This is a genomic window from Guptibacillus sedimenti (assembly GCF_028610665.1).
Classification (GTDB): domain Bacteria; phylum Bacillota; class Bacilli; order Bacillales; family Guptibacillaceae; genus Guptibacillus; species Guptibacillus sedimenti.
In genome coordinates, this window is sequence record NZ_JAQQWV010000001.1 from 1,209,050 (window position 1) to 1,235,636 (window position 26,587).

General features: G+C 39.4%; 24 protein-coding genes and 1 riboswitch. Of the genes, 23 read left to right on the forward strand and 1 reads right to left on the reverse strand.

Translation table 11 applies throughout. The features are described from left to right. Positions 1-118: 118 nt before the first annotated feature. From PQ578_RS05860 to PQ578_RS05905, 10 genes are all read left to right on the forward strand, one after another. Entirely contained in the window at positions 119-1,321 is a 1,203-nt protein-coding gene (locus PQ578_RS05860) for a hypothetical protein (RefSeq protein ID WP_273832597.1), read from the forward strand. 87 nt (positions 1,322-1,408) lie between these two features. Continuing rightward, positions 1,409-2,356 carry an NAD-dependent epimerase/dehydratase family protein gene (locus PQ578_RS05865; protein ID WP_273832598.1) on the forward strand — a complete coding sequence of 316 codons (948 nt, stop codon included), beginning with the start codon at positions 1,409-1,411 and terminating at the stop codon, positions 2,354-2,356. Beyond that, a complete protein-coding gene (locus PQ578_RS05870; RefSeq protein WP_273832599.1) occupies positions 2,329-3,270 on the forward strand; it encodes a lysylphosphatidylglycerol synthase transmembrane domain-containing protein in 942 nt (313 codons plus the stop codon). The genes PQ578_RS05865 and PQ578_RS05870 overlap by 28 nt, the downstream gene beginning before the upstream one ends. Then, the gene (locus PQ578_RS05875; protein WP_273832600.1) at positions 3,267-4,730 is read left to right on the forward strand and encodes an alkaline phosphatase family protein; all 1,464 of its coding nucleotides are present in this window, start codon (positions 3,267-3,269) and stop codon (positions 4,728-4,730) included. The genes PQ578_RS05870 and PQ578_RS05875 overlap by 4 nt, the downstream gene beginning before the upstream one ends. Beyond that, positions 4,727-5,500, forward strand: coding sequence for a glycosyltransferase family 2 protein (locus PQ578_RS05880; RefSeq protein WP_273832601.1), 774 nt, complete (start codon positions 4,727-4,729; stop codon positions 5,498-5,500). The genes PQ578_RS05875 and PQ578_RS05880 overlap by 4 nt, the downstream gene beginning before the upstream one ends. 64 nt (positions 5,501-5,564) lie before the next feature. Next, positions 5,565-6,326, forward strand: coding sequence for a hypothetical protein (locus PQ578_RS05885; protein ID WP_273832602.1), 762 nt, complete (start codon positions 5,565-5,567; stop codon positions 6,324-6,326). Between the two features lie 29 nt (positions 6,327-6,355). Continuing rightward, entirely contained in the window at positions 6,356-7,297 is a 942-nt protein-coding gene (locus tag PQ578_RS05890; protein WP_273832603.1) for an FTR1 family iron permease, read from the forward strand. A gap of 107 nt (positions 7,298-7,404) precedes the next feature. Continuing rightward, complete coding sequence (locus PQ578_RS05895; RefSeq protein ID WP_273832604.1) at positions 7,405-8,904, forward strand: hypothetical protein; 1,500 nt, start codon at positions 7,405-7,407, stop codon at positions 8,902-8,904. 77 nt (positions 8,905-8,981) lie between these two features. After that, a complete protein-coding gene (uvrC, locus tag PQ578_RS05900) occupies positions 8,982-10,763 on the forward strand; it encodes an excinuclease ABC subunit UvrC (protein ID WP_273832605.1) in 1,782 nt (593 codons plus the stop codon). Between the two features lie 79 nt (positions 10,764-10,842). Then, positions 10,843-11,031, forward strand: a riboswitch (Lysine riboswitch). A gap of 229 nt (positions 11,032-11,260) precedes the next feature. Beyond that, positions 11,261-12,496: an aspartate kinase gene (locus PQ578_RS05905; protein WP_098444453.1), complete on the forward strand. Its 1,236-nt coding sequence runs from the start codon at positions 11,261-11,263 to the stop codon at positions 12,494-12,496. A 38-nt stretch (positions 12,497-12,534) separates the two neighbouring features. Here the strand turns inward: PQ578_RS05905 and PQ578_RS05910 are convergent, their stop codons facing one another. Continuing rightward, positions 12,535-12,975: a YslB family protein gene (locus PQ578_RS05910; RefSeq protein ID WP_098444452.1), complete on the reverse strand. Its 441-nt coding sequence runs from the start codon at positions 12,973-12,975 to the stop codon at positions 12,535-12,537. Positions 12,976-13,281: 306 nt separating this feature from the next. On the opposite strand from PQ578_RS05910, the gene PQ578_RS05915 reads away from it, so the two are divergent. The 13 genes from PQ578_RS05915 (at position 13,282) to PQ578_RS05975 (ending at position 26,587) form a co-directional block, all read left to right on the forward strand. After that, positions 13,282-13,890, forward strand: coding sequence for a succinate dehydrogenase cytochrome b558 subunit (locus PQ578_RS05915; protein ID WP_098444451.1), 609 nt, complete (start codon positions 13,282-13,284; stop codon positions 13,888-13,890). A gap of 75 nt (positions 13,891-13,965) precedes the next feature. Then, positions 13,966-15,729 carry a succinate dehydrogenase flavoprotein subunit gene (gene sdhA / locus PQ578_RS05920; protein WP_098444450.1) on the forward strand — a complete coding sequence of 588 codons (1,764 nt, stop codon included), beginning with the start codon at positions 13,966-13,968 and terminating at the stop codon, positions 15,727-15,729. Further along, positions 15,729-16,487, forward strand: a complete 759-nt coding sequence (sdhB, locus tag PQ578_RS05925) for a succinate dehydrogenase iron-sulfur subunit (protein WP_273832606.1) — start codon at positions 15,729-15,731, stop codon at positions 16,485-16,487. Before sdhA ends, sdhB begins: the two co-directional genes overlap by 1 nt. A 239-nt stretch (positions 16,488-16,726) precedes the next feature. After that, positions 16,727-16,954: a helix-turn-helix domain-containing protein gene (locus PQ578_RS05930; RefSeq protein WP_369810531.1), complete on the forward strand. Its 228-nt coding sequence runs from the start codon at positions 16,727-16,729 to the stop codon at positions 16,952-16,954. Between the two features lie 339 nt (positions 16,955-17,293). Continuing rightward, positions 17,294-18,133 carry a glucose PTS transporter transcription antiterminator GlcT gene (gene glcT, locus PQ578_RS05935; RefSeq protein ID WP_273832607.1) on the forward strand — a complete coding sequence of 280 codons (840 nt, stop codon included), beginning with the start codon at positions 17,294-17,296 and terminating at the stop codon, positions 18,131-18,133. 165 nt (positions 18,134-18,298) lie between these two features. After that, positions 18,299-20,335: a glucose-specific PTS transporter subunit IIBC gene (gene ptsG / locus PQ578_RS05940; protein ID WP_273832608.1), complete on the forward strand. Its 2,037-nt coding sequence runs from the start codon at positions 18,299-18,301 to the stop codon at positions 20,333-20,335. A gap of 31 nt (positions 20,336-20,366) precedes the next feature. Next, positions 20,367-20,633 (forward strand): phosphocarrier protein HPr, encoded by a 267-nt coding sequence (locus tag PQ578_RS05945; protein ID WP_098444446.1) that lies wholly within the window; start codon positions 20,367-20,369, stop codon positions 20,631-20,633. Next, a complete protein-coding gene (gene ptsP / locus PQ578_RS05950) occupies positions 20,633-22,360 on the forward strand; it encodes a phosphoenolpyruvate--protein phosphotransferase (RefSeq protein ID WP_273832609.1) in 1,728 nt (575 codons plus the stop codon). The genes PQ578_RS05945 and ptsP overlap by 1 nt, the downstream gene beginning before the upstream one ends. Positions 22,361-22,556: 196 nt before the next feature. Then, positions 22,557-23,009, forward strand: coding sequence for a MarR family winged helix-turn-helix transcriptional regulator (locus PQ578_RS05955; protein WP_273832610.1), 453 nt, complete (start codon positions 22,557-22,559; stop codon positions 23,007-23,009). A gap of 27 nt (positions 23,010-23,036) precedes the next feature. After that, the gene (racE, locus tag PQ578_RS05960) at positions 23,037-23,834 is read left to right on the forward strand and encodes a glutamate racemase (RefSeq protein WP_273832611.1); all 798 of its coding nucleotides are present in this window, start codon (positions 23,037-23,039) and stop codon (positions 23,832-23,834) included. 202 nt (positions 23,835-24,036) lie between these two features. Next, positions 24,037-25,122: a GerMN domain-containing protein gene (locus tag PQ578_RS05965; RefSeq protein WP_273832612.1), complete on the forward strand. Its 1,086-nt coding sequence runs from the start codon at positions 24,037-24,039 to the stop codon at positions 25,120-25,122. Positions 25,123-25,242: 120 nt separating this feature from the next. Further along, positions 25,243-26,001: a ribonuclease PH gene (gene rph, locus PQ578_RS05970; protein WP_224883430.1), complete on the forward strand. Its 759-nt coding sequence runs from the start codon at positions 25,243-25,245 to the stop codon at positions 25,999-26,001. Beyond that, positions 25,994-26,587: an XTP/dITP diphosphatase gene (locus PQ578_RS05975; RefSeq protein WP_273832613.1), complete on the forward strand. Its 594-nt coding sequence runs from the start codon at positions 25,994-25,996 to the stop codon at positions 26,585-26,587. The genes rph and PQ578_RS05975 overlap by 8 nt, the downstream gene beginning before the upstream one ends.

A 26,587-nucleotide genomic window follows, 5' to 3' on the forward strand; every position in this document is an offset into this window, starting at 1 on the left:
TAAATCAGATTCGAATGCTTTTTTTGTGGGATCTCCAAAAGAAATGCTATTGACACTGATAATCGTTCTCGATATAATCATCTTGGATAAACGACCTGTTGAAAAGGAGTTCTACATAATGAAAAAATCAACGATGCTATTTACTTCTATTACGCTTGCAGCTACGGTTCTCGCTGCATGTGGTAATGATTCTGAAAATGCTGCAAATACAGGTAGCAATTCTCAGGAACAAACAAATTCCGCTTCACAATCATCTGAAACTCAATCAAATGATATGACGATTGAAAACGCTGTTACTACAAAACAAGTGGAAGCGTATCAAAAGATGTTGGATGAGCTGAACAAAATGAAAGAAAACGAAGAAGTGGACTGGGACCTTATTGAATCTACTTACTCAAGCGAATTGAAAAGCGCTGTGAATGAAATCGATAATGAATTTGATACCTTTATCACGACAGGTATACAAGCGGGTAAATCAGGTGAGCTTGATCAAAACGTTGCGCGACAAATGATTGATAAAGGCACACAGTCATACTTTTATCAGAAACAAAAATCTCTTCAACAAGCGGTAATTGATGCGAAGGACGCGAAAAAAGATGAAAAAGCGATGCTTCATTTTGAAGAAGTAAAATTACTTACTGAGAAAGTATTCGTTCCTACTGCAGAAAAACGCGACTCCTATTATGAACTTGAAGGAGATTCTAGTCTTGTAGAAAACATCAATAATGGTCTTTCAGCACAGGAAGACGCTCTTTCTGAAGGAGATATGGAAAACTTCGCTGTAACAAAGCAGGTAACTGATAAATCAATATATAAGAGCTACTACTTGGCAGCGAATTCATATGCTGAGAAAATTGAAGAAGCCGTAGGCTCTGATGAAACAGAAGAGCTTCAAATTATGCAAACAGAAGCACTTGGATTTTATCAAGCTATTAAAGGATCTCTCTCAGGCGGAGATGAAGAAGCTGCACAGAAGCTAAGCGAGCTATTCGATATTAGCAATGATCCAGAGGCTATTAAAGCGGATGAAGTATCTAACTTGTTCGAAAAAGCATTTGCTGGAAAAATTAAAGGCTATCATGAAAAAGTAGCTGAATTAGATGAAAACAATCTTTCTGAAGGAAAAGAGGCTGCAATGGAAGCCAACGTTTTCTTAAAAGCTATCGAAATGCCGTTAATGGAAGCACTAGGTGAAGATGAGACAAATGCTGTGTACGAAGATGCACAAAGTTGGTTTGATGCTGTCTCGAATAACGACGCTGAAGAGGCAAATAAACTAAGTGAACAAATTTTGACCACACTAGAAAGTGTAGTAGAATAGTTTTAGATTGAAATGGCCGCTAATTGCGGCCATTTCTCTTGTCATTAAGTTTTTTAGAGATTGAAGTGTATAGCGGGAGTGCATAGTATGAAGGTATTAATTACTGGAGGGGCAGGTTTTATAGGCAGTAGTCTTGCAAAAACGCTTTTAAAAGCTGGTCACCACGTGTCGCTTATTGATCATTTTTCATCATATTATCATGTAGAGCGAAAGGTAGAACATTTAGAGGAAATTAAGAAAAATGGACCTATAAGTGTACATAGGTTTGATTTGTTAGATGCTGATCAAACATCGGCCCATTTCAAAGCCCACAATTATGATAAAGTAATCCATCTTGCTGCCCTTCCTGGTGTTCAATTTTCATTAAAACATCCATTAGATTATATCGATCAGGATATCAAAGTAGTCGTGAATGTTTTAAGTGCAGCGGGTGAAGCTGGTATACCTCATATTTTGTTCGGATCGTCTTCTTCTGTATACGGAAGTCGAGAAGGGGGTCCAGTGAAGGAAGAGCAAGCTAGTGGGAAAGTGAAATCACCTTATGCAGCGGCGAAGGCAGGAGCAGAATCGTTTTGTCACGCATATCAATCGCTCTATGGCTTTAAATTAACGATACTGCGATTCTTTACCGTATATGGACCGTGGGGGCGACCAGACATGGCGATTCCCCTCTTTATTGAGAAGTTGATAAAAGGCGAGGAGATCACCGTGTATGATCGTGAGCAATCAAGAGATTTCACTTATATTGATGATATTATTCAGGGCATAACGTTAGCCTTTAAGCAGGGCGGTTTATCTGAAGTTTATAATTTAGGTTCGGGATCACCTGTGCATCTCACAGAGTTGATCCAATTGCTTACTCAGTATTTTCCAAGTGCGAAGGTGAGAGAAGATACGTTTCGGCGAGGAGATGTTCGGCATACGTGGGGAGATATTAGTAAGGCACGAAATGAACTGGGCTATTCTCCTGAAGTAACCTTTCAAGAAGGGATAAGAAGGACAATTGAATGGGCAAAAAGCTATCACGAATTATAAAATGGGTATTTGGCTTGTTACTACTCTCTCTCTTTGCATTTCTTCTGTTAAATGAATTTAATGTTACTACGCTAACCACCCTTACTAAAGAGTTAATCAGCAACCCAGGCTTGTTGTTTGTAATGGTTATCGGGTATACGTCCTCTTTTTTATTACGAGGTTTTTGTTGGAGGTTACTTGTTGACAGGACCATTTCCATGAGAGTTTATTTGGCAGGAATCTTTTACAGCTTGTTTTTTAACCACCTTTTACCGTTTAAGGGAGGAGAGGCTGTACGAATGGGGGTTCTTGCGCATAAACAAAAAGGACAATGGACAGCGTCTATTCAATCTGTTGTCATCCTACGTGCAATTGATCTTTTCTGGCTTGGTGTTTTTGCCATGATTGGTGCAGAACTTTTTGGGATTACGATTAGTACAACGTTTTTATTAGGAATGCTAACTCTCTGTTTAGTGAGTGTATTAACTCTTATCCTGTATGTAAGAAAGAAAACTAATGCGGGTTTTTTGTACAAACAGTTCGCTATGATGAAGAAACTAGTAAACTCGCCTTACATGGTTCTTATCTTCCTCATTTCATGTCTCAGTTGGATAGCTGAAGGGATCGTCGTTTATTCCGTTGCTGGCTTTAACCATCATTTTGCCTATTTGGACGCTATGTGGGTAACCGCTTTATCAGTTGGATCAGGGGTGTTCCAGCTTGCTCCTGGTGGTTTTGCCACTTATGAAAGTGTGATGAGCTTGTCACTTCATCAGGTTGGTATTGGATGGGAAGAGGCTTTTTCAATTGCGCTTGTTACTCATGCTTTTAAATATGCTTATTCTTTTGTCTCTGGTTTAGTTGCTTTTTATCTTTATCCTCTTCGGTTTCAGGAGTTGAGGTCGTTTATGAAAAAGAAAGGAGAAACATCATGAAACAAGCTTCAGGATTTGAAAAGATAGCAGCTAGATGCTGGAATCTTCTAAATGAAGGTAAACCATTTACCCCTATTTTTGTAACGGGGACGATGTTGTTATTATTTATTACGCAGTGGACTTCGGGTGCGTTTTGGGGAGCATTTTTTCTAGGGTTCGTTGCTGTATTACCAATTCTCGTACTTTATTATGTTTATGATTATCCTTTATTTTTACGAAATTATTTGTGGATTCCTCTCGTAGGATATTTATTGATTTTTGATCAATTCTCCTTAACAGCGGCTATGCTAGGGATCGGCCTTTATTTTTTCTTTACTGTCTTTTTTTGGGGCACGTTCTACTATCATCTTCGTATTGGAACAAGTTGGCTGAACTTCACTCGCTTCTGGAAGTTGGTACTTAAGAATAGTGATTCCACGAGCGGTAACGCACAAGAACAGCTCCCTAAATTTTTGTTAATTATATCGATCTGGACCGCGGTTATTGAAACTTCTCTCACGAATAGAAGTACGTTTGATTGGACAACACTTGCATTCTTTTATGCAGGAATATGGTTGTTTAGCTTTATTCTTCATCATTACCTGTTTGACTGGAAACCAGCGGTGAAATCGGATTACACAAAACCAGTGAAATCTATTCCTACAAACGATCGTGTCATTATGATCGTGATTGATGGGATGCGGAAAGAACGATTTCAGGAAGCGAACACGCCATTCCTTGATTCTTTAAAGAAAAATGGGACAGAATACAGTCAAATGGAAACTGTTTATCCAGCTCGTACTGTTGTTTGCTTTTCTTCTATGATGACAGGTACATATCCACTTGAGCACGGTATCAAGTCCAATATGGTTTGGAATCTAGGTGTAAAAGTAGAAACGATTTTTGATTCACTACGAAAGGTTGGAAAGACAGGAAGGCTTCTCGGAATTGCTCACCTTGTTGATGCGATGGGTGATGATGTCGATACTGTCACGGCTGTTATGAACAATGATGTGGCAGATACGAAAATTATGGAGGGTGCCCGTCAGATTATGCTAGATAAAAACCCTGACTTCTTTACGGTACAGCTAATTGGTACTGATCAAACAGGACATGCAAGAGGTGTACTGTATGATGATTACATTCAAAAAATTGAAGAAGCTGATAAATTAGTAGAAGATTATGTTCACTTCCTGCATGAAAATGGATTTATGGAAAACACAACTTTGATTGTATGCGCGGATCATGGACAGGCGGATGGAATCGGGGGACACGGCCATCTTGATGAAGGGGAACGGTTCGTGCCATTTTTCTTAAATGGCCCATCGATTGCTAAAGGAAAAATTGTCGAAGAAAAACATAGCCTTACGTCCGTTGCACCGACAGTGGCGCATTTACTTGGAGCCCCTATTCCATCGCATAGTAGGGGAGCAATTTTAGAGGAAGCTTTTCAAGATAGGAAGGAAGAAGTAATAAAATGAAGCAACACGTCATTGTATTTTTACCTGCACACAACGAAGAGGATTCGATTGGTGAAGTAATCAAACAAATCCCAAGAGATATTCATCCTACCGTTCGCGTAAGTGTATTAGTTATAGACGATGGGTCTACGGACCGAACTGTAGAAGTTTCAAAATCAGCGGGTGCAGACTACATTTATTCTTTTAAAACAAATCAAGGACTTGGTGCCGCGGTTCGAAAAGGAATTTCTCACTCAGTCGAACTTGGCGCAGATATTGGCGTTATGCTTGATGCTGATAATGAATACCCGGCATGGCAATTACCAGACCTACTCGAACCTGTTTTTAATTGCGAAGCAGACTATGTGATGGGATCTCGGTTTAAAGGAACGATTGATGGCATGCGATTACATCGGCGGCTAGGCAATTATTGTTTTACGTTTCTTCAATCACTCCTTTTGCAAAAGTGGATCTATGATGGGCAATCAGGAATGAGGGTGTTTTCAAGACAGGCGATGGAGCACAGTGAAATTATTCATGATTACAACTATGCTCAGGTACTAACATTAAATCTTGTTAGAAAAGGATTTAGAGTTAAGGAAGTGCCAATCACTTATCAAGTACGCTCGACAGGTGAATCCTATATTAAATTCAAAGCGTATTTAACTTCCGTTTTACCAGCAATTTTTAAGGAAATGACTCGCCCCGTTCAGAAGGTAGCAATCAACTATCATGCCCATGATCTCAATCTTAGCAAGATGGAAACAATCATGGCAGAAAAGTCACACTAATTACCGATCTGTTATTGACTTCAATGATGATAATCATTATCATTATCAATGAGGAGGATTTCTAATGAAAAAACGCATTCTATCATCAGTCTTTTTACTAACACTTATTTGTACTCTTGCTGTACCAGATCTTGCTCAGGCTTATTCCTATGGAGATCCTACTGAAGAAAAAGTAGCTGAAGCCTATAGTGAGATGTCTGCTAAATTAAATGAATCTCCTCCTAATTTTAATCAAGCCAACGAAATATTTTCTTCTGTCAAAGAAGAAATACAATTACATATGGGTGATGATGCGGTTCAGGCTGTTCAAACTGAATTAGACAATGAGAATGAAGAAGCTGTGATGACAAATATGCAGCAAATCCTTGTGCTTAATATCTCTAGAAGACTTGAAAATGTAGAGAAAGATTTTGAAGAGTATGATACGACAAGAAAATTGGTTGGTAAAGCAGATGCTACATATAAAACGCTCTCTCCAGTAGTGAAAGACACAAATCCTGAACTTGACGAAACAATAAAAAATGAGTTTGAAGTTATACTTGATTCTCTCGGTAATCCTGGTTTGTTTGGGGTTGGTGAGAAAGAATCGAATGAAGAACAGTTTGCTGAAAGCAAGAAAGTTATTCTTGATGGATTACAAGATCATTTTAAAATGAAATCGGTTGAGATCGGTCACTTTGGTGAAAGTGCGACTGAAGAAGAAACGTCGAGTGGGAAAACAGATTGGACTGATTTAGGTCAACTCTCGAATTGGATCCCGCTCATCATTCTTGTAGCAATAATTGTTGGAGTTGTCATTTTTACAACAAGAAAGCGTCGTCGCTAAGCATTTGTTTGTAGAAAGGGGAAAGTTTAATGGAAATTCAGGCATTACTGATCATGTTCAGAGAAGTACTTGAAGCGCTTCTCATTATTGGAATCATAACCACTTATATGAAACGAATGGGACAGTGCCAGTATAACAAGTTTGTCTGGTTAGGAGCCGGTCTTGCTGTTGTAGCAAGTATTGGAGTTGCCATGCTGTTTCAGGTTGTTTTCACAGGATTCGCAGCGATGGGAAGCGAGATCTACCTGAAAATTTCCATTATGCTTATCTCAGCTGTTTTATTAACTCAAATGGTATTCTGGATGGCTTCGCATAGCCGTAACCTCAAAGGTAAAACTGAGGGGAAGATGACGGAATACATTACGACAGGTAATGTTATTGGGATGGTAATTCACTCCTTCTTAGTTGTTCTACGAGAAGGTGTTGAAACTGTTTTCTTCTTTGCAGCGATTACTGGAGGGGACATCGGTAAAGGATTTGAAGGATGGGGAGCGATTACTGGAGTCTTAATTGCTTCCGCCGTTTCATACTTTTTCTTTAAAGGTACGATGCGTATTCCACTTAAATCCTTCTTTAAAATCACTGGTATTTTTATTGTACTCATTGCAGGTGGGTTATTTGTACAGGGAATATCAATGATGCAGGATATTAAATTAATTGGCAGTGTTATGCCTCATGTATATGACTTAACATGGTTTTTACCTGAGCATCCAATTGACTATGCCCATTATGTGCGAGATCAAGGGGTAGCTCCGTTACTCTCTGGTGATATCGGTATCTTCTTTAAAGCATTGTTTGGTTATTCCTCAATGCCTTCCATTGAAGAAATTATAGCGTATGTCGGTTACTTTACCGTGATTTACTTGCTCGTCAATCACCAGAAAGAGCCTGTAAAAGCAGAAGTAAAAGAACCTAATAATAAAGCTGTTTTTAAAGCAACGAACGAGATGAATGAATCTGCAGTAAAATAAGCTCACTAAGTACAAGGCGGAATAAATCGTCTTGTGCTTTTTTTCATCATTAGTACCGCAAACGATAGCTTTGCGCCTCTGTTTGAAACTGAAAAGGATGATACAAAATGAATCGAGCTTTTAGAAATCGAAAGGAACGGTATGCCATTCATACCCTGGTATGGGTTTTGTCACTCATTAGCCTTATGTTACTCGTATGGTGGAGATTTATTTATGCAATCGAGTCCCCACGTTCCTGGGATCAAGTTGACTTTACTTTAGCCCTCGATCGTTTTGATTTATTTGCAATGCAGCCACATTTTCCAGGGTATCCTTATTTTATTCTTGGAGGCATTTGGCTAAACAAATGGATTTCTAATCCAGCTGAGGCACTTGCAACTTGGAATTCTCTTCTTATGCTACTTGCCACATATCCAATGTATAGAATAAGTCGATCGTTTCTCTCAAAGACGTTTAGCATTGTAGCAGTCAGTCTTATTCAATCTATGGTGTTTATAAATGTACTAACCGTTCAACCGATGAGTGAAGCTTCAGCGGTTGCAATTCTCTGGTGGTATATGTGGAGTTTACAACAAGGCTTTACTAAACATTCAACTGTTTGGATCGTAATATCTTCATTTTTCTTTAGTTTATTACTAGGGGTGCGATTATCGTATTTACCGTTCGGAATTGGCTACGTGTGGCTATTGATTCATCGGAAAAACAAATATACAAAAAAAGAATATCTCTCTTTTTTAATGATGCAAGTACTAGTAGCTGCAGTTTTTCAGTTCATATGGGTTGGAGGTCTTGCTGTTTCTGAAGGAGGGGTCGCTGCTTTTCTTCAGCTCGCATTAGGATTCTCTGAAGGTCACTTTGAAGAATGGGGAGGAACAGCTGTTTCCGCATCGAGTTCTTTTTTTGAGCGTCTATCTCATCTTTTTCTAAATAATATTGTATGGACAGGGATTGGTGGGCAAAACCTTTTTGTATTGTTATTACTCTTAACACTCTTCGTATACTTATCAATGGTTCGAGTGAAGAAACCAATAAAGATTAGGGAAGTCTCATGGTTTGGATGGGCGTTTGCCAGTATGATCTTTAGTTATTTTCTTTGGGCTTTATTTGCACAGAATATAGATAAGCCTCGACATATTCTCCCGCTTCCTGGAATGGTATTGCTTGGATTTCTATGGTGTGGATTAAAAAAACAATATGATGGGTCGAAAAAAATGTTGCTATTGTTAGCCGTCATAATTAGCGTGCAGTCAGTGGTTTCTTATATAACCATGAAGGAAGCAAACGATCCAGCGGCTGTTTATCAATTAATTGATTACCTAGAAGACGAGAGTGAACCGCTTATTGTGTATACTTGGGAAGAAACAAGGGTAATGTCTTTTAATCGTGTTTCATTTGAACATGAACAAATTTACACCTATTCAACCTTTCTCGCAGATCTTCGTTATTATGAAAATCATCGCGTGTATTTAACAGAGCAAGTAGTTGAAGGGTTTGCAAAACAAGGGATACCGATTCAAGATCAAGTGAAACGAATCCAAACATTTCATTCTTCAACGCTATATGATCCTGTCTATCATGACATTGTGTTATATGAGTTTCTAAAGTAATCGGTTAAAGAGTGACTATGTTACAATAAAAGGGGAACATAGATACGCCTTGAAAGGGAGCAAAGAGGTGAGTCAGTATGGAACAACATCTGAAAAATAAGCTAGCGATTCTTCCTGACCAACCCGGGTGTTACTTGATGAAAGATCGCCAGGGAACGATTATTTATGTCGGGAAAGCGAAAGTGTTAAAAAATAGAGTCCGTTCGTATTTTAGCGGATCACACGATGGGAAAACACAGCGTCTAGTAGGGGAAATACGCGATTTTGAATATATCGTTACATCTACAAATCTTGAAGCTCTTATTTTAGAGCTTAATTTAATCAAAAAACATGATCCAAAATATAACGTCATGCTTAAAGATGACAAAAGCTATCCTTATATTAAAATAACGGCTGAAGAGCAGCCGCGCTTAATCACTACACGCAAAATCAAAAAAGATAAAGGGAAATATTTTGGTCCATATCCAAACGCATATGCTGCTAGTGCAACAAAGAAATTATTGGACCGTCTCTATCCATTGCGAAAGTGTCGAAAGATGCCTGATCGGGTCTGCCTTTACTATCATATCGGACAATGTCTTGCGCCTTGCGTTAACGATATTTCAAAGGAACAAAACAAAGAAATGATTGAGGGCATTACCCGCTTTTTAAACGGAGGTCATCAAGAAGTAAAAGAAGATATCGAACGAAAAATGATGACTGCTTCAGAAAACATGGACTTCGAACGAGCGAAAGAGTTTCGAGATTTAATGTTTCATATCGATAAAGTAATGGAAGTTCAGAAAATCCAATCCAATGATGGCATCGATCGAGATATATTCGGCTATAGCTTTGACAAAGGATGGATGTGTGTCCAAGTTTTCTTTGTACGACAGGGGAAATTAATTGAAAGAGATGTTTCGCTTTTTCCTTTCTATAATGACGCTGAAGAAGATTTCTTAACCTATATCGGTCAATTCTACCTTCAGCAAAATCATCCTAAACCGAAAGAGGTTTTACTTCCTCAGCAGGTAAATGCTCAGATGGTTGAAGAACTTCTTCAAGTTCCTGTTCATCAACCTAAGCGCGGAAAGAAAAAAGAACTTGTAGAGCTTACAATGAAAAATGCAACGATTGCACTTAATGAGAAATTCTCATTAATAGAACGAGATGAAAAGAGAACGATTGATGCTGTTGAAAATTTGGGCCATCAGCTCGGTATAGACGCACCTCTTCGAATTGAAGCTTTTGATAACTCAAATATCCAGGGAACCAACCCAGTCTCAGCGATGGTGGTGTTTATTGATGGAAAACCAAAGAAAAATGAATATCGAAAGTATAAAATAAGAACGGTTGATGGTCCAAATGATGTAGGATCAATGAAAGAAGTTGTCAGAAGAAGATATTCGAGAGTGTTAAAGGAAAGTGGACCACTCCCTGATTTAATTATCATTGATGGAGGCATTGCTCAAATACAAGCAGCAAAAGACGTTCTTGAGAATGAGCTTAGTCTTGAAATTCCGGTTTGCTCTCTTACTAAAGATGAGAAACATAAAACATCTCACCTTCTCATTGGTGATCCTCCGCAGGGTGTATTCTTACCAAGAAATAGTCAGGAATTCTATCTTTTACAGCGAATTCAGGATGAAGTGCATCGGTTTGCTATTACGTTTCATCGGCAGCTTCGAGGTAAATCAATGCTTAAATCAAGCCTTGATGACATCCCGGGTATAGGTGAGAAAAGAAAAAAGAAGTTGTTGAATCATTTTGGATCCATTAAAAGAATGAAAGAAGCCACTGCAGAAGATCTTCATAATGCCGGATTACCGATGAATGTAGCGGAGGAAGTTGTGGCTCGATTTGAAAATCAATCAAATTAATTTTAAAGAACATCTTGCGGCATTCACGTAAGTTCGTTATAATGAGTGAAATTTAATAGTTCCACACTTCGAAAGTTGAAGTGATGGTAGAGGCGCAAAAACCATTAGTAAGCTTACGGGAGAGTGTTAAGACTCGTTGATCGAAGTTGAAAGGGGAATTTGCCGAAGTGGAAAGGCGCTTATCCGTCTGAAACTGGATCTGTATTGAATAAATGCAGAGCTGTCATCCAATACCTACCCGGGAATTGGATGGAGAACTATCTCACAAAGGGACGTTTTCTTGGATTTGTTATGAAAACAACAGTGAGGTTTTTCTCATTGTTGTTTTTTTATACTTTAATAGCGAAAAGAATCATTAAAGTATATAAAAAACAGAGGCATCGCTTTTTATTAGCGAAGCAATTTATCCATTTCGACTCTTAAATTCGTGAGTATGAGTAAGATGCGAGTAAAACGCATAGGGATAACCAAGCTGTATGAAAGAAAGGATGGAGAGAGTGGGACTACGTGTATTGAAATTCGGAGGTACGTCTGTTGGAGATGTAGACAAAATTAAAAATGTTTCCAAAAGACTAATGGAAGCTGTAAACAATGGAGACGAGGTTGTAGCAGTTGTTTCTGCGATGGGGAAAACAACTGATGAACTTGTAGGATTATCAAAAGGAATTACTTCTAAACCATCTCCAAGAGAGCTTGATATGCTCCTAACGACTGGTGAACAAGTGACAACAGCACTTCTTTCAATGGCCTTAAATGAAGAAGGTTACGATGCTATTTCACTAACAGGCTGGCAGGCTGGAATTAAAACCGAAACGTTTCATGGTAATGCAAGAATTCTTGATATAGATGCTTCCCGGATGAATCAACATCTTGCTGAAGGGAAAATCGTGATTGTTGCAGGATTCCAAGGATTAACGGATACATCTGACATTGCAACGCTTGGCCGCGGTGGTTCTGATACAACAGCTGTCGCAATTGCAGCCGCTCTTAAAGCAGATCGTTGTGAAATCTATACGGATGTAGATGGCGTATATACGACCGATCCTCGCTACGTAAAAGGTGCAAGAAAGCTTTCTACCATTTCATACGATGAAATGCTTGAGCTAGCCAATCTTGGAGCTGGTGTTCTGCATCCGAGAGCGGTAGAATTCGCAAAAAACTACAATATTCTGCTCGAGGTACGCTCGAGTTTTACAAATGAACCTGGAACGCTAATTGAGGAGGTCGTATCAATGGAACAAAATTTGGTGGTTAGAGGTCTTGCTTTTGAAAGTAATGTTACAAAAATAACAATTTCAGGTTTACCGAATGAGCTTACAACGCTCCCATCTCTATTTTCATCCCTTGCTTCAAATGGCATTAACGTAGATGTAATCATTCAAAGCACAGGAGAGAAAAATACAACGAGCATCTCGTTTTCAATTGAAACTGCTTCTCTCGAGTTAACGCTAGATGTCCTTCGTCGTATCAAAGTGAAACTTCCTTATGAACATATTTATCATGAATCAGATCTAGCTAAAGTATCAATAGTTGGATCTGGTATGATTTCAAATCCAGGCGTTGCTGCACAGATGTTTGAAGTACTTGCTGAACATGGAATTGAAATGAAAATGGTTAGCACATCAGAAATCAAAGTATCAACGATCGTGCCGGAAGAAAAAATGATTTATGCAATTGAGTCACTACATGACAAATTCCAGCTAGACGAGAGAACACCTGTTAATCAAATGTAATCGAAAAGGAGACCACGCCGTGGTCTCCTTTTTATCAATTAAATTTGATCTTTCGGGTCCCATTTTACTGTGAATTGAATGTCATTCTTTTTATCAATTTCATAGGCCTCAGCAATGCAATGGAGCATGTTTTGATATTGTTCAGCAAGAAAGCCTGCCTCTAGTTGATAACAGGCAATACGACTTGTTTTTTTTCGTTCTGTGATGAGTTCTGAATGAAGATCGAAAGTTATTTCATTCTTTTTTTCTTGTACAATTGATAATCGCCCCCAACCAGCACGCTGAAAAAACTCTTCAATCTCTTCTCGTGTGGAGAGAGGGAACTGTCTGGCCATTTCTTTTCCAGTCCAGTATAAAACAGCAGGCTGCTCACTTCCAAGAAGTTCAGGAATAAGAATTTCTCGGTAGAATTCATACCCAAAAGCAGTTGTTTCTAGTTCATGGCTGTAATCAATCGAGTTCGTACGCTTCTTAAACATAAATTCCTCCCAGCTTTTCTACTAAATTATTATAACGTTTAATAGTAAAATCCTCCATAGCATAAACGATAGAATTTACAACAAAGGAAGCGTATTCAATAGATAGAAATGAAAGTCTAGCAAAGCAATTTTGAAAACTCAAAATGTACGCGTTTTCTTGACGGTCCTAAATGATGGGAGTACAATGGGTATGTCACAATATAATCGACAGAAAGCGATGATTTCTGTGCATGCAAAGACTTCTTTAATAGAAAAAATGCACTGGCAGATGGTAGCTTAACAACTTAAAAGGGGGACACACAAAACATGGCCGCAAGTCGAGACTTTGTAAGCCGAAAATTGCATTCGCTTCTAGGAGTAATTCCACTCGGACTCTTCGTTATTCAGCATTTAACAGTTAACTATTTTGCAACAAGAGGGCCCGAAGCATTTAATGACGCAGCTCACTTTATGGAGAGTCTTCCATACAGGTATGTGCTCGAAATTTTTGTCATTTTCTTACCGCTCTTATTTCATGCGATTTACGGTGTTTATATCGCATTTCAATCCAAAAATAACGTTAGTCGCTACGGCTATCTACGTAACTGGATGTTTTACTTGCAGCGGATCTCAGGCGTGGTCGTATTAATCTTTGTAACATGGCACGTCTGGCAAACGAGATTACAGGCCGCAATGGGAGCTGAAGTGAACTACCAAATGATGGTTGATATCTTATCAAATCCAGCCATGATGATCTTTTACATTATCGGTGTACTTGGTACAGTATTCCACTTCGCCAATGGCTTATGGTCATTCTTCGTAAGCTGGGGCTTTACAGTAACACCAAAATCACAGCGTGTGATGACTTATGTCACAATGATTATTTTCGTTGCACTTTCAGTAGTAGGCATGCGCGCGTTGTTTGCATTTGTGTAAGATAGTGAACTGTCTTCACCACGTCTGATACATAATTTTTCAGACAGAGCCAGCATTTAAGGGGGAACCGTTCTTATGAGTAAAGGAAAATTAGTGATAGTTGGAGGCGGCCTAGCAGGATTAATGGCAACCATCAAAGCTGCTGAAGCAGGAATGAACGTGGATCTACTTTCCATCGTTCCAGTTAAACGATCTCACTCCGTATGTGCACAGGGGGGGATAAATGGTGCTGTTAATACAAAAGGGGAAGGTGACTCTCCCTGGGAACATTTTGACGACACTGTCTATGGAGGAGACTTTCTTGCAAATCAGCCTCCTGTAAAAGCAATGTGTGATGCGGCACCAGGTATTATTCATTTAATGGATCGAATGGGTGTTATGTTCAACCGTACACCTGAAGGTCTTCTTGATTTCCGCCGCTTTGGTGGTACACAGCATCACCGTACTGCGTTTGCGGGTGCTACGACTGGTCAGCAGCTTCTTTATGCGCTAGATGAACAAGTGCGTCGTCATGAAGTAGCAGGACTTGTTACGAAGTATGAAGGATGGGAGTTCTTATCAGCTATTCTCGATGATGATGGTGTTTGTCGCGGTGTGGTTGGTGAAAATTTAACGACTTCTGAAATCCGAAGCTTTGAAGCTGATGCGGTTATTATGGCGACAGGTGGACCTGGTATTATTTTCGGTAAGAGTACAAACTCAGTAATTAATACTGGATCTGCAGCTGGAGCGCTCTATCAGCAAGGAGCAATTTATTCAAATGGTGAATTTATTCAAATTCACCCAACTGCAATTCCAGGTGATGATAAACTTCGCCTTATGAGTGAGTCAGCACGTGGTGAAGGTGGCCGTGTATGGACTTATAAAGATGGGAAGCCATGGTATTTCCTTGAAGAAAAGTACCCGGCTTATGGTAACCTTGTTCCGCGAGATATTGCGACAAGAGAAATCTTCGATGTTTGTGTTAGTCAAAAGCTTGGAATTAATGGGGAAAACATGGTTTACCTTGATCTTTCTCACAAAGATTCGAAAGAGCTAGATGTTAAACTTGGCGGTATTATTGAAATCTATGAAAAATTCATGGGAGACGATCCACGCAAAGTACCTATGAAAATATTCCCAGCTGTTCACTATTCAATGGGTGGACTATGGGTTGATTTTAATCAGCAGACAAATATTCCAGGATTGTTTGCAGCTGGGGAATGTGACTATTCTCAACATGGTGGTAATCGTCTTGGAGCAAATTCTCTTCTATCATCTATTTATGGTGGAATGGTTGCAGGTCCGAATGCAGTTGACTACATTAATGGACTAGAATCAACGGTGGAAGATCTTTCTTCTTCTTTATTTGAGAAACACCAACAAGAAGAGCAAGCGAAACAAGATGCGATTATGAAGATGGATGGAACAGAAAATGCTTATCAAATTCATAAAGAGCTTGGCGAATGGATGACTGCCAACGTTACAGTAGTGCGTAATAATGATAAGTTGAAAGAAACGGATGAAAAGATCCAAGAATTGATGGAGCGTTACGAGAATATCAATATTAATGATACGTCCAAATGGAGTAATCAAGGGGCTTCGTTCACTCGACAGCTTTCAAACATGCTGCAGTTAGCACGAGTGATTACAATCGGTGCTTTAAATCGTAATGAAAGTCGTGGAGCACATTACAAGCCTGATTTCCCTGAACGTAATGATGAAGAGTGGTTGAAAACAACCATGGCGAAATACGATGCAGTTAACAACAAACCAGAGTTCTACTACGAAGAAGTAGATACATCATTAATTACACCTCGTAAACGTGATTATTCTAAGAAGAAAGCGGGGAATAAATGATGAGTGAAAAGAAAACCGTTACTCTTAAAATAAAAAGGCAGGATGGCCCTGATTCTGCGGCGTATGAAGAAACGTTTACAATTCCATATCGTCAAAACATGAACGTGATTTCTGCTTTAATGGAAATTCGTCGTAATCCTGTTAATGCAAATGGTGAGAAAACAACTCCAGTTATTTGGGAAATGGGTTGTCTTGAAGAAGTTTGTGGAGCTTGTTCAATGGTGATTAACGGTAAACCACGCCAATCTTGTACAGCTCTTTTAGATCAGCTTGAACAGCCGATTCGTTTGGCTCCGATGACAACATTCCCTGTCGTGCGTGATTTGGCAGTCGATCGAAGTAGAATGTTTGATGCGCTTAAGAAAGTAAAAGCCTGGATTCCAATCGATGGAACTTATGATCTTGGTCCAGGTCCAAGAATGCCAGAAAATAAACGTCAGTGGGCTTATGAGCTATCAAAATGTATGACTTGTGGTGTTTGCCTTGAAGCATGTCCAAACGTAAACAGCCGTTCTGAATTTATTGGCCCAGCGGCTGTATCTCAAGTACGCTTATTTAACGCCCACCCAACAGGTGCAATGAACAAAGAGGAACGTCTTGAAGGTTTAATGGGAGATGGAGGCCTTGCCAATTGCGGTAACTCGCAAAACTGTGTGCAGTCCTGTCCGAAGGGCATTCCATTAACAACTTCTATTGCTGCAATGAATCGAGCGACTTCACTCCAAACATTTAAAAACTTCTTTGGAAGTGATCACTAAAAAAGATCCCCTTTTGGGGATCTTTTTTCATGAAGATAGTTGTGGATGTATGCATTTCCTTTTACTTACGATATTTCTCAGGAAATGATGAACAAGAGCGAAGGTTGTCATATTGGTTTTATTAAAGATATCAGGTTGAAAATGTGAATAAATGTAACACGAATCATAGAAATTCATATATTGTATGGACTATATGATTTCAGTTGAAGTAGCTTTGTTGCCCTATCGAGGAGGGTGGAATGTTGAAAGGGAACCACTACCGACCAAAGCCACTATTAACCAAAAGAGAAAGAGAAGTTTTCGAACTACTTGTTCAAGACAAAACAACAAGAGAAATTGCAGAAGAACTGTTTATTAGCGAAAAAACAGTTCGAAACCACATTTCGAACACGATGCAAAAGCTTGGAGTAAAGGGGCGTTCTCAGGCTGTTGTTGAATTGCTTCGACTGGGAGAGTTAGAAATTTAGTTGAACCGGCTTAATAAAGCCGGTTTTTCCTATTGAGTATAGAGATTTGTTAGATTGTTATTAAACTATTCTAAGATAACGGTAAAGAAAATTTCGTGGGTCGTTTTCAATAACTAAAGGTCGCTTATCGAATTAGTGGCACTTATATATATAGAGTCTCCAATAATAACGACACAAAAGAAATATAATCCGTAAAGGTGAAAAATATTCCCAAAACGTTTATGATGGAGGGAAGACGATTGATTGGAACGTTTTCTCATTGACGTAATACCTGTAATTTACTATCATTAGGACGTTCATAATCACAAATGAAACCGGTTTAATGAGGGGAACTTGAACATGAATGGTGGATTTGAAATTAAGAAAATTCTGAATAACAACGTCGTTATTGCTATTTCTGACCAAAATATTGAGGTAGTATTAACTGGGAAAGGTATCGGATTTAATCAGAAACAGGGCGAAAGGCTCGATGAATCAAAAGTAGACAAGTATTTTATTCTTATCGATAAGCATGAGCAAGAACAATACAAATTATTGGTACCTAATGTTTCGGAATCTTTTATTGCCATTATGAATGAATCGATATCTTTGATTGAAGATAAGTTAGATTCTCAACTTGATGAACATATTCATGTGTCATTAACAGATCATCTTTCTTTTGCAATTAAACGTCTTCGTCAAGGCCTAGATGTAAAATATCCTTTCTTGGTAGAAACGCAAACGATGTATCCAAAAGAATATACAGTTGCTGAAGAAGTGATTCAGCACATTAACCATAAGCTAGATGTCGCTCTTCCAGATGGAGAAATCGGCTTTGTTGCACTGCATATCCATAGTGCCATTACAAATCGTAGTGTTGGAAAGCTTAATAAATATTCAGCTTTAATCAATCAATTGGTACATGTGATCGAAGACTCATTACATCTTGTCATTGATCGAACTGGAATTGATTATTTACGACTTGTTCGTCATTTGAGACATGCGATTGAACGAAGTGAATTGAATCAGCCAGTTGAAGCTCACGAACGTTTAGAAAAAGTGTTGAAAGAAGAATATCCTGTGTGCTATAATCTGTCATGGAAGTTGATTAAGATAATGCAAAGGGAACTTCGTACGAATTTTCCTGATGCAGAAGCAGTTTACTTAACAATGCACTTGCAAAGGCTTTCTCCTAAATAACTAAATACTTAACGGTAACGTGTTACTGATACGATCAGGCATGAGTGAAGCCGGAATGACAAAACTTGATTGGGGTATAGTATATCCTGATTGAATTGTCGTACCGTCACTCATGCCTTTTTTATATTTAAATTCTTTGGGGGAAAAATAAAAGGAGGAAAACAAATGTTTAAACAAGCTTTCGGGGTTTTACAACGCGTTGGTAAAGCACTAATGCTTCCAGTGGCGATATTACCTGCTGCTGGTCTTCTACTTGGATTTGGTAATGCTTTTCAAAATCCAACATTGCTTGAAAAATTACCATTCATGTCCGCAGAATGGTTTCAACTTCTCGCTACAGTAATGGAAGAGTCTGGTGGGATTGTATTCGCTAACCTTGCTCTACTATTTGCGGTTGGTGTAGCGATTGGGTTATCAGATGGAGACGGAGTTGCCGGTATTGCCGCAATTGTTGGTTTCCTTGTTATGAATATTACGATGGGCGTCCTTGAAGGCGTTTCGGCTGATCAAGTAGCTGAAAGCGCATCATATGCCAATGTGTTAGGAATACCCACTCTTCAAACGGGGGTATTTGGAGGAATAATTGTCGGTATTCTTGCCTCCTATATGTATAAACGGTATTATAATATTCAACTTCCTCAATATCTTGGCTTCTTCGCTGGGAAACGTTTTGTTCCAATCGCTACGGCGGTTTCAGCTTTGATTCTTGGCGTCATCATGATTTTTGTTTGGCCGCCAATTCAATCAGGCCTAAATGCATTTTCTCACAACATGCTTGATGCGAATCCTGCTCTTGCAGCATTTGTATTCGGTGTCATTGAACGTTCATTGATTCCATTCGGTCTTCACCACATTTTCTACTCACCTTTCTGGTTTGAGTTTGGACAGTACACAAATGCTGCTGGTGAGATAATTCGTGGAGATCAAAAGATTTTCTTTGAACAATTAAAAGATGGTGCTGAGCTTACAGCAGGAACGTTCATGACCGGTAAATTCCCGTTTATGATGTTTGGACTTCCTGCAGCAGCACTTGCAATGTACCATGAAGCTAGACCTGAAAAGAAAGCGGTTGTAGCGGGTATTATGGGGTCAGCTGCGCTGACATCTTTCTTAACAGGAATTACTGAGCCACTTGAGTTCTCATTCTTATTCGTTGCACCAGTTCTTTTCGGGATTCACGCTATTTTTGCAGGACTTTCCTTTATGACTATGGCATTACTTGATGTTAAAATTGGTATGACTTTCTCCGGTGGTGTTATTGACTTCCTTCTATTCGGAGTTCTACAAGGTAGAACAGCGTGGTGGTTAGTTATTCCAGTAGGATTAGTGTTTGCTTTAATCTACTACTTCGGCTTCCGTTTTGCGATTCGTAAGTTTAACTTAATGACGCCAGGACGTGAAGAAGATGAAGAAGATGAAATTGCAGACGACGGCCAAGAAAATACTGCACTAGCCTACAATGTGCTTCAAGCTCTTGGTGGCGAAAGCAATATCACGAACCTAGATGCTTGTATTACGCGACTACGTGTTTCTGTGGCAGATAAAGGTGAAGTTGACAAAAAACGTCTAAAACGCCTTGGTGCTTCAGGTGTTATGGAAGTAGGAAATAACATTCAGGCAATCTTTGGAACACAATCTGATGGGCTGAAAGGCCAGATTAGAGACATCATTAGTGGGAAAACACCAAAACCACTTCAGGATCAGAAGAAAGAAGAAAAGTCTGAAAAACCTTCTGGTGTTAAAGGAAAAGATCATCTCATCTCTCCTTTAGAAGGAAAAATCATGCCAATTACGGAAGTGCCTGATCAGGTCTTCTCTGGTAAGATGATGGGTGACGGTTTTGCGATTGAACCAACAGATGGCTTGATTGTTGCACCGGTTGATGGCAAAATAATGAATGTGTTCCCAACGAAGCATGCAATTGGTATTGAGTCTGTTAATGGTCGTGAAATTCTAATTCACGTTGGAATTGATACGGTTAATCTCAAAGGTGAAGGTTTCGAAGTATTTATTAGCGAAGGTGATGAAATTAAACAGGGCCAAAAGCTAATGAAAGTTGATCTCGCTTATATTAAAGAAAATGCAACCTCAACAATCACACCTATTGTGTTCACAAACCTTGAAGAGGGAGAAACGATTGACCTTTCAAAAGAAGGTACTGTTTCTCGGGAAGACAAAGATATTATCACAATATCAAAATAAAAAATATAACAATTGAAAGAGGGAATTTAAAATGGCAGAGAAAAATTTCACAGTAACAAGCGAATCTGGAATTCATGCACGTCCAGCAACAGCACTAGTAAACAAAGCAGGTCAATATAGCTCTGACGTAACGCTTGATTATAACGGAAAGTCTGTAAACCTTAAATCAATTATGGGCGTAATGAGCCTTGGCATTCAACAAAACTCTGAAATCACTATCAAAGCAGAAGGATCAGATGCTGACGAGGCGATTGCAGGACTTACAGAAGTTATGGAAAACGAAGGTCTAGGCAAGTAATGTCAAATCAGTTGACTGGAATTGGCGCTTCTGCGGGAATAGCTATTGCGAAAGCATTCGTACTTGAAAACCCTGCATTAGAAATTGAAAAAACTTCAATTACTGATGCTGAAGCTGAAATCGAACGTTTTGAAGCAGCTGTTCATCGCGCTAAAGAAGAACTTGAAGTTATTAAGAATCACGCCAATGAACAGCTCGGAGAAGATAAAGCAGCCATATTCGCTGCTCATCTTCTCGTTTTATCTGATCCTGAGTTGTTGAATGCGGTTAAAGATAAAGTGAATAACGAGAACGTAAATGCTGAAAGTGCTATGAGCGACGTTTCGAATATGTTTATTAGCATGTTTGAGAACATGGATAACGAGTACATGAAAGAACGTGCTGCTGATATTCGTGACGTATCTAAACGTGTGCTTGCTCATTTACTAGGCGTTACGTTTACTTCTCCTGGAGCGATTACAGATGAAGTGGTTGTGCTTGCTGAAGACTTAACACCTTCTGACACTGCTCAACTAAATAAGCAGTTTGTTAAAGGATTTGCTACTGATATTGGCGGCAGAACATCTCACTCCGCAATCATGGCTCGATCAATGGAAATTCCAGCTGTCGTTGGAACGAAAACGATTACTTCTGAAGATGTGGAAGGGAAGATAGTTATCATTGATGGAATCGATGGTAACGTGATTGTAGATCCTTCTGATGAAGAAATCGCACATTATACGAAGAAAAAAGAACACTTTGAAGCCAAAAAGCAAGAGTGGGCTAAGCTTGTTAATGAGCCTACAACTACGAAAGATGAGAAACATGTTGAGCTTGCTGCGAACATTGGAACACCTGAAGACGTTAAAGGAGTTCTTGAAAATGGCGGCGAAGGTGTTGGTCTTTACCGTACTGAATTCCTTTATATGGGGCGTAATGAATTGCCTTCAGAAGAAGAGCAGTTCAATGCTTATAAAGAAGTTCTTGAGAAAATGGACGGCAAACCCGTTGTCATTCGTACGCTTGATATTGGTGGAGATAAAGAGTTACCTTACTTAAATCTTCCAAAAGAAATGAATCCTTTCCTTGGGTTCCGTGCGATTCGTCTTTGCTTGGAAGAGACTGAGATTTTCCGTACGCAGCTTCGCGCACTTCTTCGTGCTAGTGTATTTGGAAATCTGAAAGTGATGTTCCCTATGATCGCCACTGTTGGTGAATTCCGTGAGGCGAAAGAAATGCTTCTTACTGTTAAAGAGGAGCTAATTGCTGAAGGGATCCAAGTTTCAGAGGAAATCGAAATTGGAATGATGGTTGAAATTCCAGCAACTGCTGCTATGGCAGACGTTTTTGCTAAAGAAGTTGACTTCTTTAGTGTTGGAACGAATGATCTTATTCAATATACGATGGCTGCTGACCGAATGAATCAAAAAGTCTCTTACCTGTACCAACCATATAACCCTGCGATTCTTAGACTTGTTAAGATGGTTATTGACGCAGCTCATAAAGAAGGTAAATGGGCTGGTATGTGTGGTGAAATGGCTGGAGATCAAATTGCGATTCCGATTCTTCTTGGTCTTGGCTTAGATGAATTCAGCATGAGTGCAACGTCAATTTTGCCTGCTAGAAGTCAAATGACGAAGCTTTCAAAAGAAGAAATTTCTTCGCACATCGATCACATTCTTTCACTTGCAACAAATGAAGAAGTGGTTACCTATGTACAAGAAAATTTCGCAACGGAAGAGCTATAGGAAACTATAGCTCTTTTTTTCGTTTTAATGTGTGTTCTACAGCGACTAAAAAATAGTTGGTGAATGTCTCATAGCGTGTGAGATCGAGTTAGCACAAATTGAATGGATAAACGAAGCTGAAAGCACAACACTCTTCTTGCAATTCACTGCGCCTACAATCAAAATAGACTATAGGATAAAATAAGGGGGAGACTGAATGTCTGAAGAATTAACGAGAGAACCAGCTTCGATTGTTGATATAGAGAAATCACTTCGGATGGTGGCGGGTATCATTAAGCAAAATGGACGTGAACTTTTAAGTGAATTCTCCATTACACCTCCTCAATTTCTAGCACTCCAATGGCTTTCTGAATATGGAGATTTAACCATTGGTGAGCTATCAAATAAGATGTACCTTGCTTGTAGTACTACGACGGATCTAGTCGATCGAATGGAGAAGACAGATCTAGTAAAACGAGTCAAAGACCCACACGATCGTCGCGTTGTTCGAATTCATATACTTGATAAGGGAAATGACATTATTAAAAAAGTTATTCATAAAAGGCAGGTCTATTTGGAGAAGATTACGAGAACATTTTCAGGTGATCAAGTCAAAGCATTGGAAGAAAGTTTGCATTTGCTTTATGACGAAATGAAAAAAAACGAATAGGACCGGTAAGTAGAGAGGCGAAATGTTTTGAAAAAACCAATTGGGGTTATCGATTCTGGAGTTGGCGGTTTAACGGTAGCTCGAGAGATAATGCGTCAATTACCAAAGGAAGAGATTGTTTATTTAGGCGATACGGCAAGGTGTCCATACGGACCTAGGTCTGCGCCTGAAGTAAAGCAGTTTACGTGGGAAATGACAAATTATCTTCTTGAGAAATATCAAATTAAAATGTTAATTATTGCATGCAATACTGCTACAGCAGTCGTTCTAAAAGAAATTCAGGATGAGCTCAGCATACCAGTAAGGGGCGTAATTCATCCTGGAGCAAGAAGTGCGATCAAAGAAACAACGAATAAGTATATAGGGGTTATCGGCACAGCTGGCACGATTAAAAGTAGGGCGTATGAATATTCATTAAAAACAATTGATGACAACGTTAAGGTGGAAAGCCTCGCATGCCCGCCTTTCGTTCCACTTGTTGAAACGGGTAATCTATCCAGTGAAGAAACCTACCAGACTGTTAGTAATACCCTTTCTCCCCTACTTCATAAAGGGATTGACACTTTGATTCTCGGGTGTACTCATTATCCATTGTTAGAACCGGTTATTCAATCAGTGATGGGAGAAGAGACGACTATTATTTGTTCAGGTGATGAAACTGCCTATGAAGTAAGTGGCATCTTAGAATATAGCTCGCTACTATATACTGGTGATAACCGACCTTCCCATACATTTCTAACAACTGGATCGATAGATAATTTCACAAGGATTGCGAGCCACTGGCTAGAATATCCTGTGAAAAATGTAAAACGTATTGAGCTCTAATCCACTTTGGATTAGAGTTTTTTTTATAGAAATTAGAATGACGCTCTAAAACATCACTGATCACTAAGCTTCATAACGAACATCCGAATCATTCATTCTTTTACCTTTCAGAATGGATACATAACTTATTATCAACAGTGAGGTATAAATTGAAATATAACTCGTATAAATGGTAGTACAAACCATCCGGGGAGGGATAGCTATGCGTTTACGCGGGATTGGATTCGCGCTATTGTTGCTTTCATGTATACTAACGATATCTGGCTGTGGATTTGGTTTTGAAAAGTCACTTAAGGAAATTGATCCCCCAAAGGTCGATTATGTTAATGAAGGGGAGCAGATGGAGGATAATGAAACTGGCGCAACTAAGGAGGGAGAGGTAGAAGAAGCAACTGGTGAAGAACCTTCTGAAGAAGTGACTGAAATGACGACTCGTCAGCTTTATCTACTTGATGCAAATGGGATGGTAGTGCCTCAAAGTTTTCAGCTCCCTGCAGTGGAAAGCGCTGCAAAACAAGCGCTTGAATATCTCGTGGTGGACGGTCCAGTAACCGAAATGCTACCTAACGGGTTTAAAGCAGTGTTACCTGCAGGTACGGTTGTTCAAGGAATTGACCAGGTGGATAAAACGTTAGTAGTCGATTTTTCAAATGAGTTTAAAGACTATGCTGCTGAAAATGAGAAGCAAATTCTTGAAGCAGTTACATGGACTCTTACCCAATTTGATGGTGTAGAGAACGTGAAGATTCAAATCAACGGTCATGATCAAACCGAAATGCCCGTTAATGGCACGCCGATTGGCGAAAATGTTAGCAGAGCAAATGGTATAAATCATGAGATGGGCAATGTTGTGGATGTTTCCAATAGTGAAGACATTACAGTCTACTTCATGGCTCAAAATGAAGACTACTCCTATTATGTACCAGTAACGAAGCGGATGGAAGGCGTTTCTGATGATGTAAGGGGAGTATTGAAAAGTTTAATGGAAGGACCACCTGTGCAATCTGGCTTATTTAGTCAGTTTTCTAAAGATATTAAGTTATTGGGTGCTAATGAAGAGGATGGTTTGTTAACACTTGATTTCAATGAGGCGATTTTAACAGGAACTGAAGAAATGGTGCTCCAGCAAGATATGTTAAATAGTCTTGTTTTATCGTTAACTGAACAACCAGACATTAAAGAAGTGGCAATAACCGTAGATGGCCATTCTGAAGTGATTGATGAAGCTGGAAACGCTCTATCTGAGCCGGTTTCAAGACCAGAGGACGTTAACAAAGTGGGTTTTTAAAATAGAATATGATAGGATGTAGAGGCAGGGATACTGCCTCTTTTCATGTTTATTAAGAGAGGTAGATGACTACATGATCGTTGATGAGAAAAGGGAAGATTTGCTAATAGGAGGACGAGTATGAGAGTTGACGGACGTCAAAAAAATGAGTTAAGAGAAGTACATATTGAAAGAGATTATATAAAACATCCAGAGGGTTCAGTTTTAATTACAGTAGGCGAGACAAAAGTAATCTGCTCTGCCTCAATTGAAGATCGAGTTCCTCCATTTATGCGTGGACAGGGCAAAGGGTGGATTGCTGCTGAATATGCCATGTTACCGCGTGCGACTGAGCAGAGAAATATAAGAGAATCAAGTAAAGGAAAAGTGGCTGGTCGTACGATGGAAATTCAGCGGTTAATCGGAAGGGCGCTGCGAACCGTGGTTAATCTTGAAGCGCTTGGCGAGCGCACGATATGGATTGATTGTGATGTGATTCAAGCCGATGGTGGAACACGTACAGCCTCCATTACAGGAGCATTTGTGGCTCTTGCAATCGCCGTAGAAAAAGCAATGGATCGGAAGCAAATTAAGAAAATGCCGTTAACCAACTTCCTTGCAGCTACATCTGTTGGCATTGACCGTAATGGTTCAGCTTTATTAGATTTATGCTACAAAGAAGATGCTTCTGCTCAAGTAGACATGAATATTGTTATGACAGGAAGCGGAGAATTTGTTGAACTTCAGGGTACAGGTGAAGAAGCAACGTTTAATATGAACCAACTTAATGAGATGCTTGCACTTGGAAAAACTGGTGTGGAAGAATTAATTAACACACAAGCTGAAGTAATCGGAGACTTTGCGACTAAGATAAAGGAGGCATCATCAGCAGATGCGTAAACTGCTTATTGCGACGCAAAATGAAGGCAAAGTAAAAGAATTTAAGCGGAGGTTTGAATCTGATGAGCTGAGTGTTCTTTCTTTACTTGACATTGAAAACTCTCCGGATGTAGCTGAAACAGGCAGTACATTCGCTGAAAATGCAGTGTTAAAAGCGGAAGCAATCATGAAGCTAACAAACCAGCCCGTTATTGCTGATGACTCAGGGCTTGTTATCGATGCGCTTGATGGAGACCCAGGTGTGTATTCTGCTCGTTATTCAGGACCTGAAAAAGATGATGAGGCAAACATTGATAAAGTATTAATGGAAATGAAAGATGTTCCTAAAGAACAGCGAAACGCTTCCTTTCATTGTGTCCTCGCAGTAGCGATACCGGGTCAAAACACAGAGATTTTCTCGGGGACGTGCAGTGGCATGATTATGTTTGAACGTTCTGGAAGCTATGGTTTTGGCTATGACCCGATTTTCTACGTTCCTTCCTATGATAAAACGATGGCTGAACTTTCTCCTGAAGAGAAAAATGCGATTTCTCATAGGGGACAAGCACTCGATCGTTTAGAAGAGGTATTTAAGGATTTATTTTAA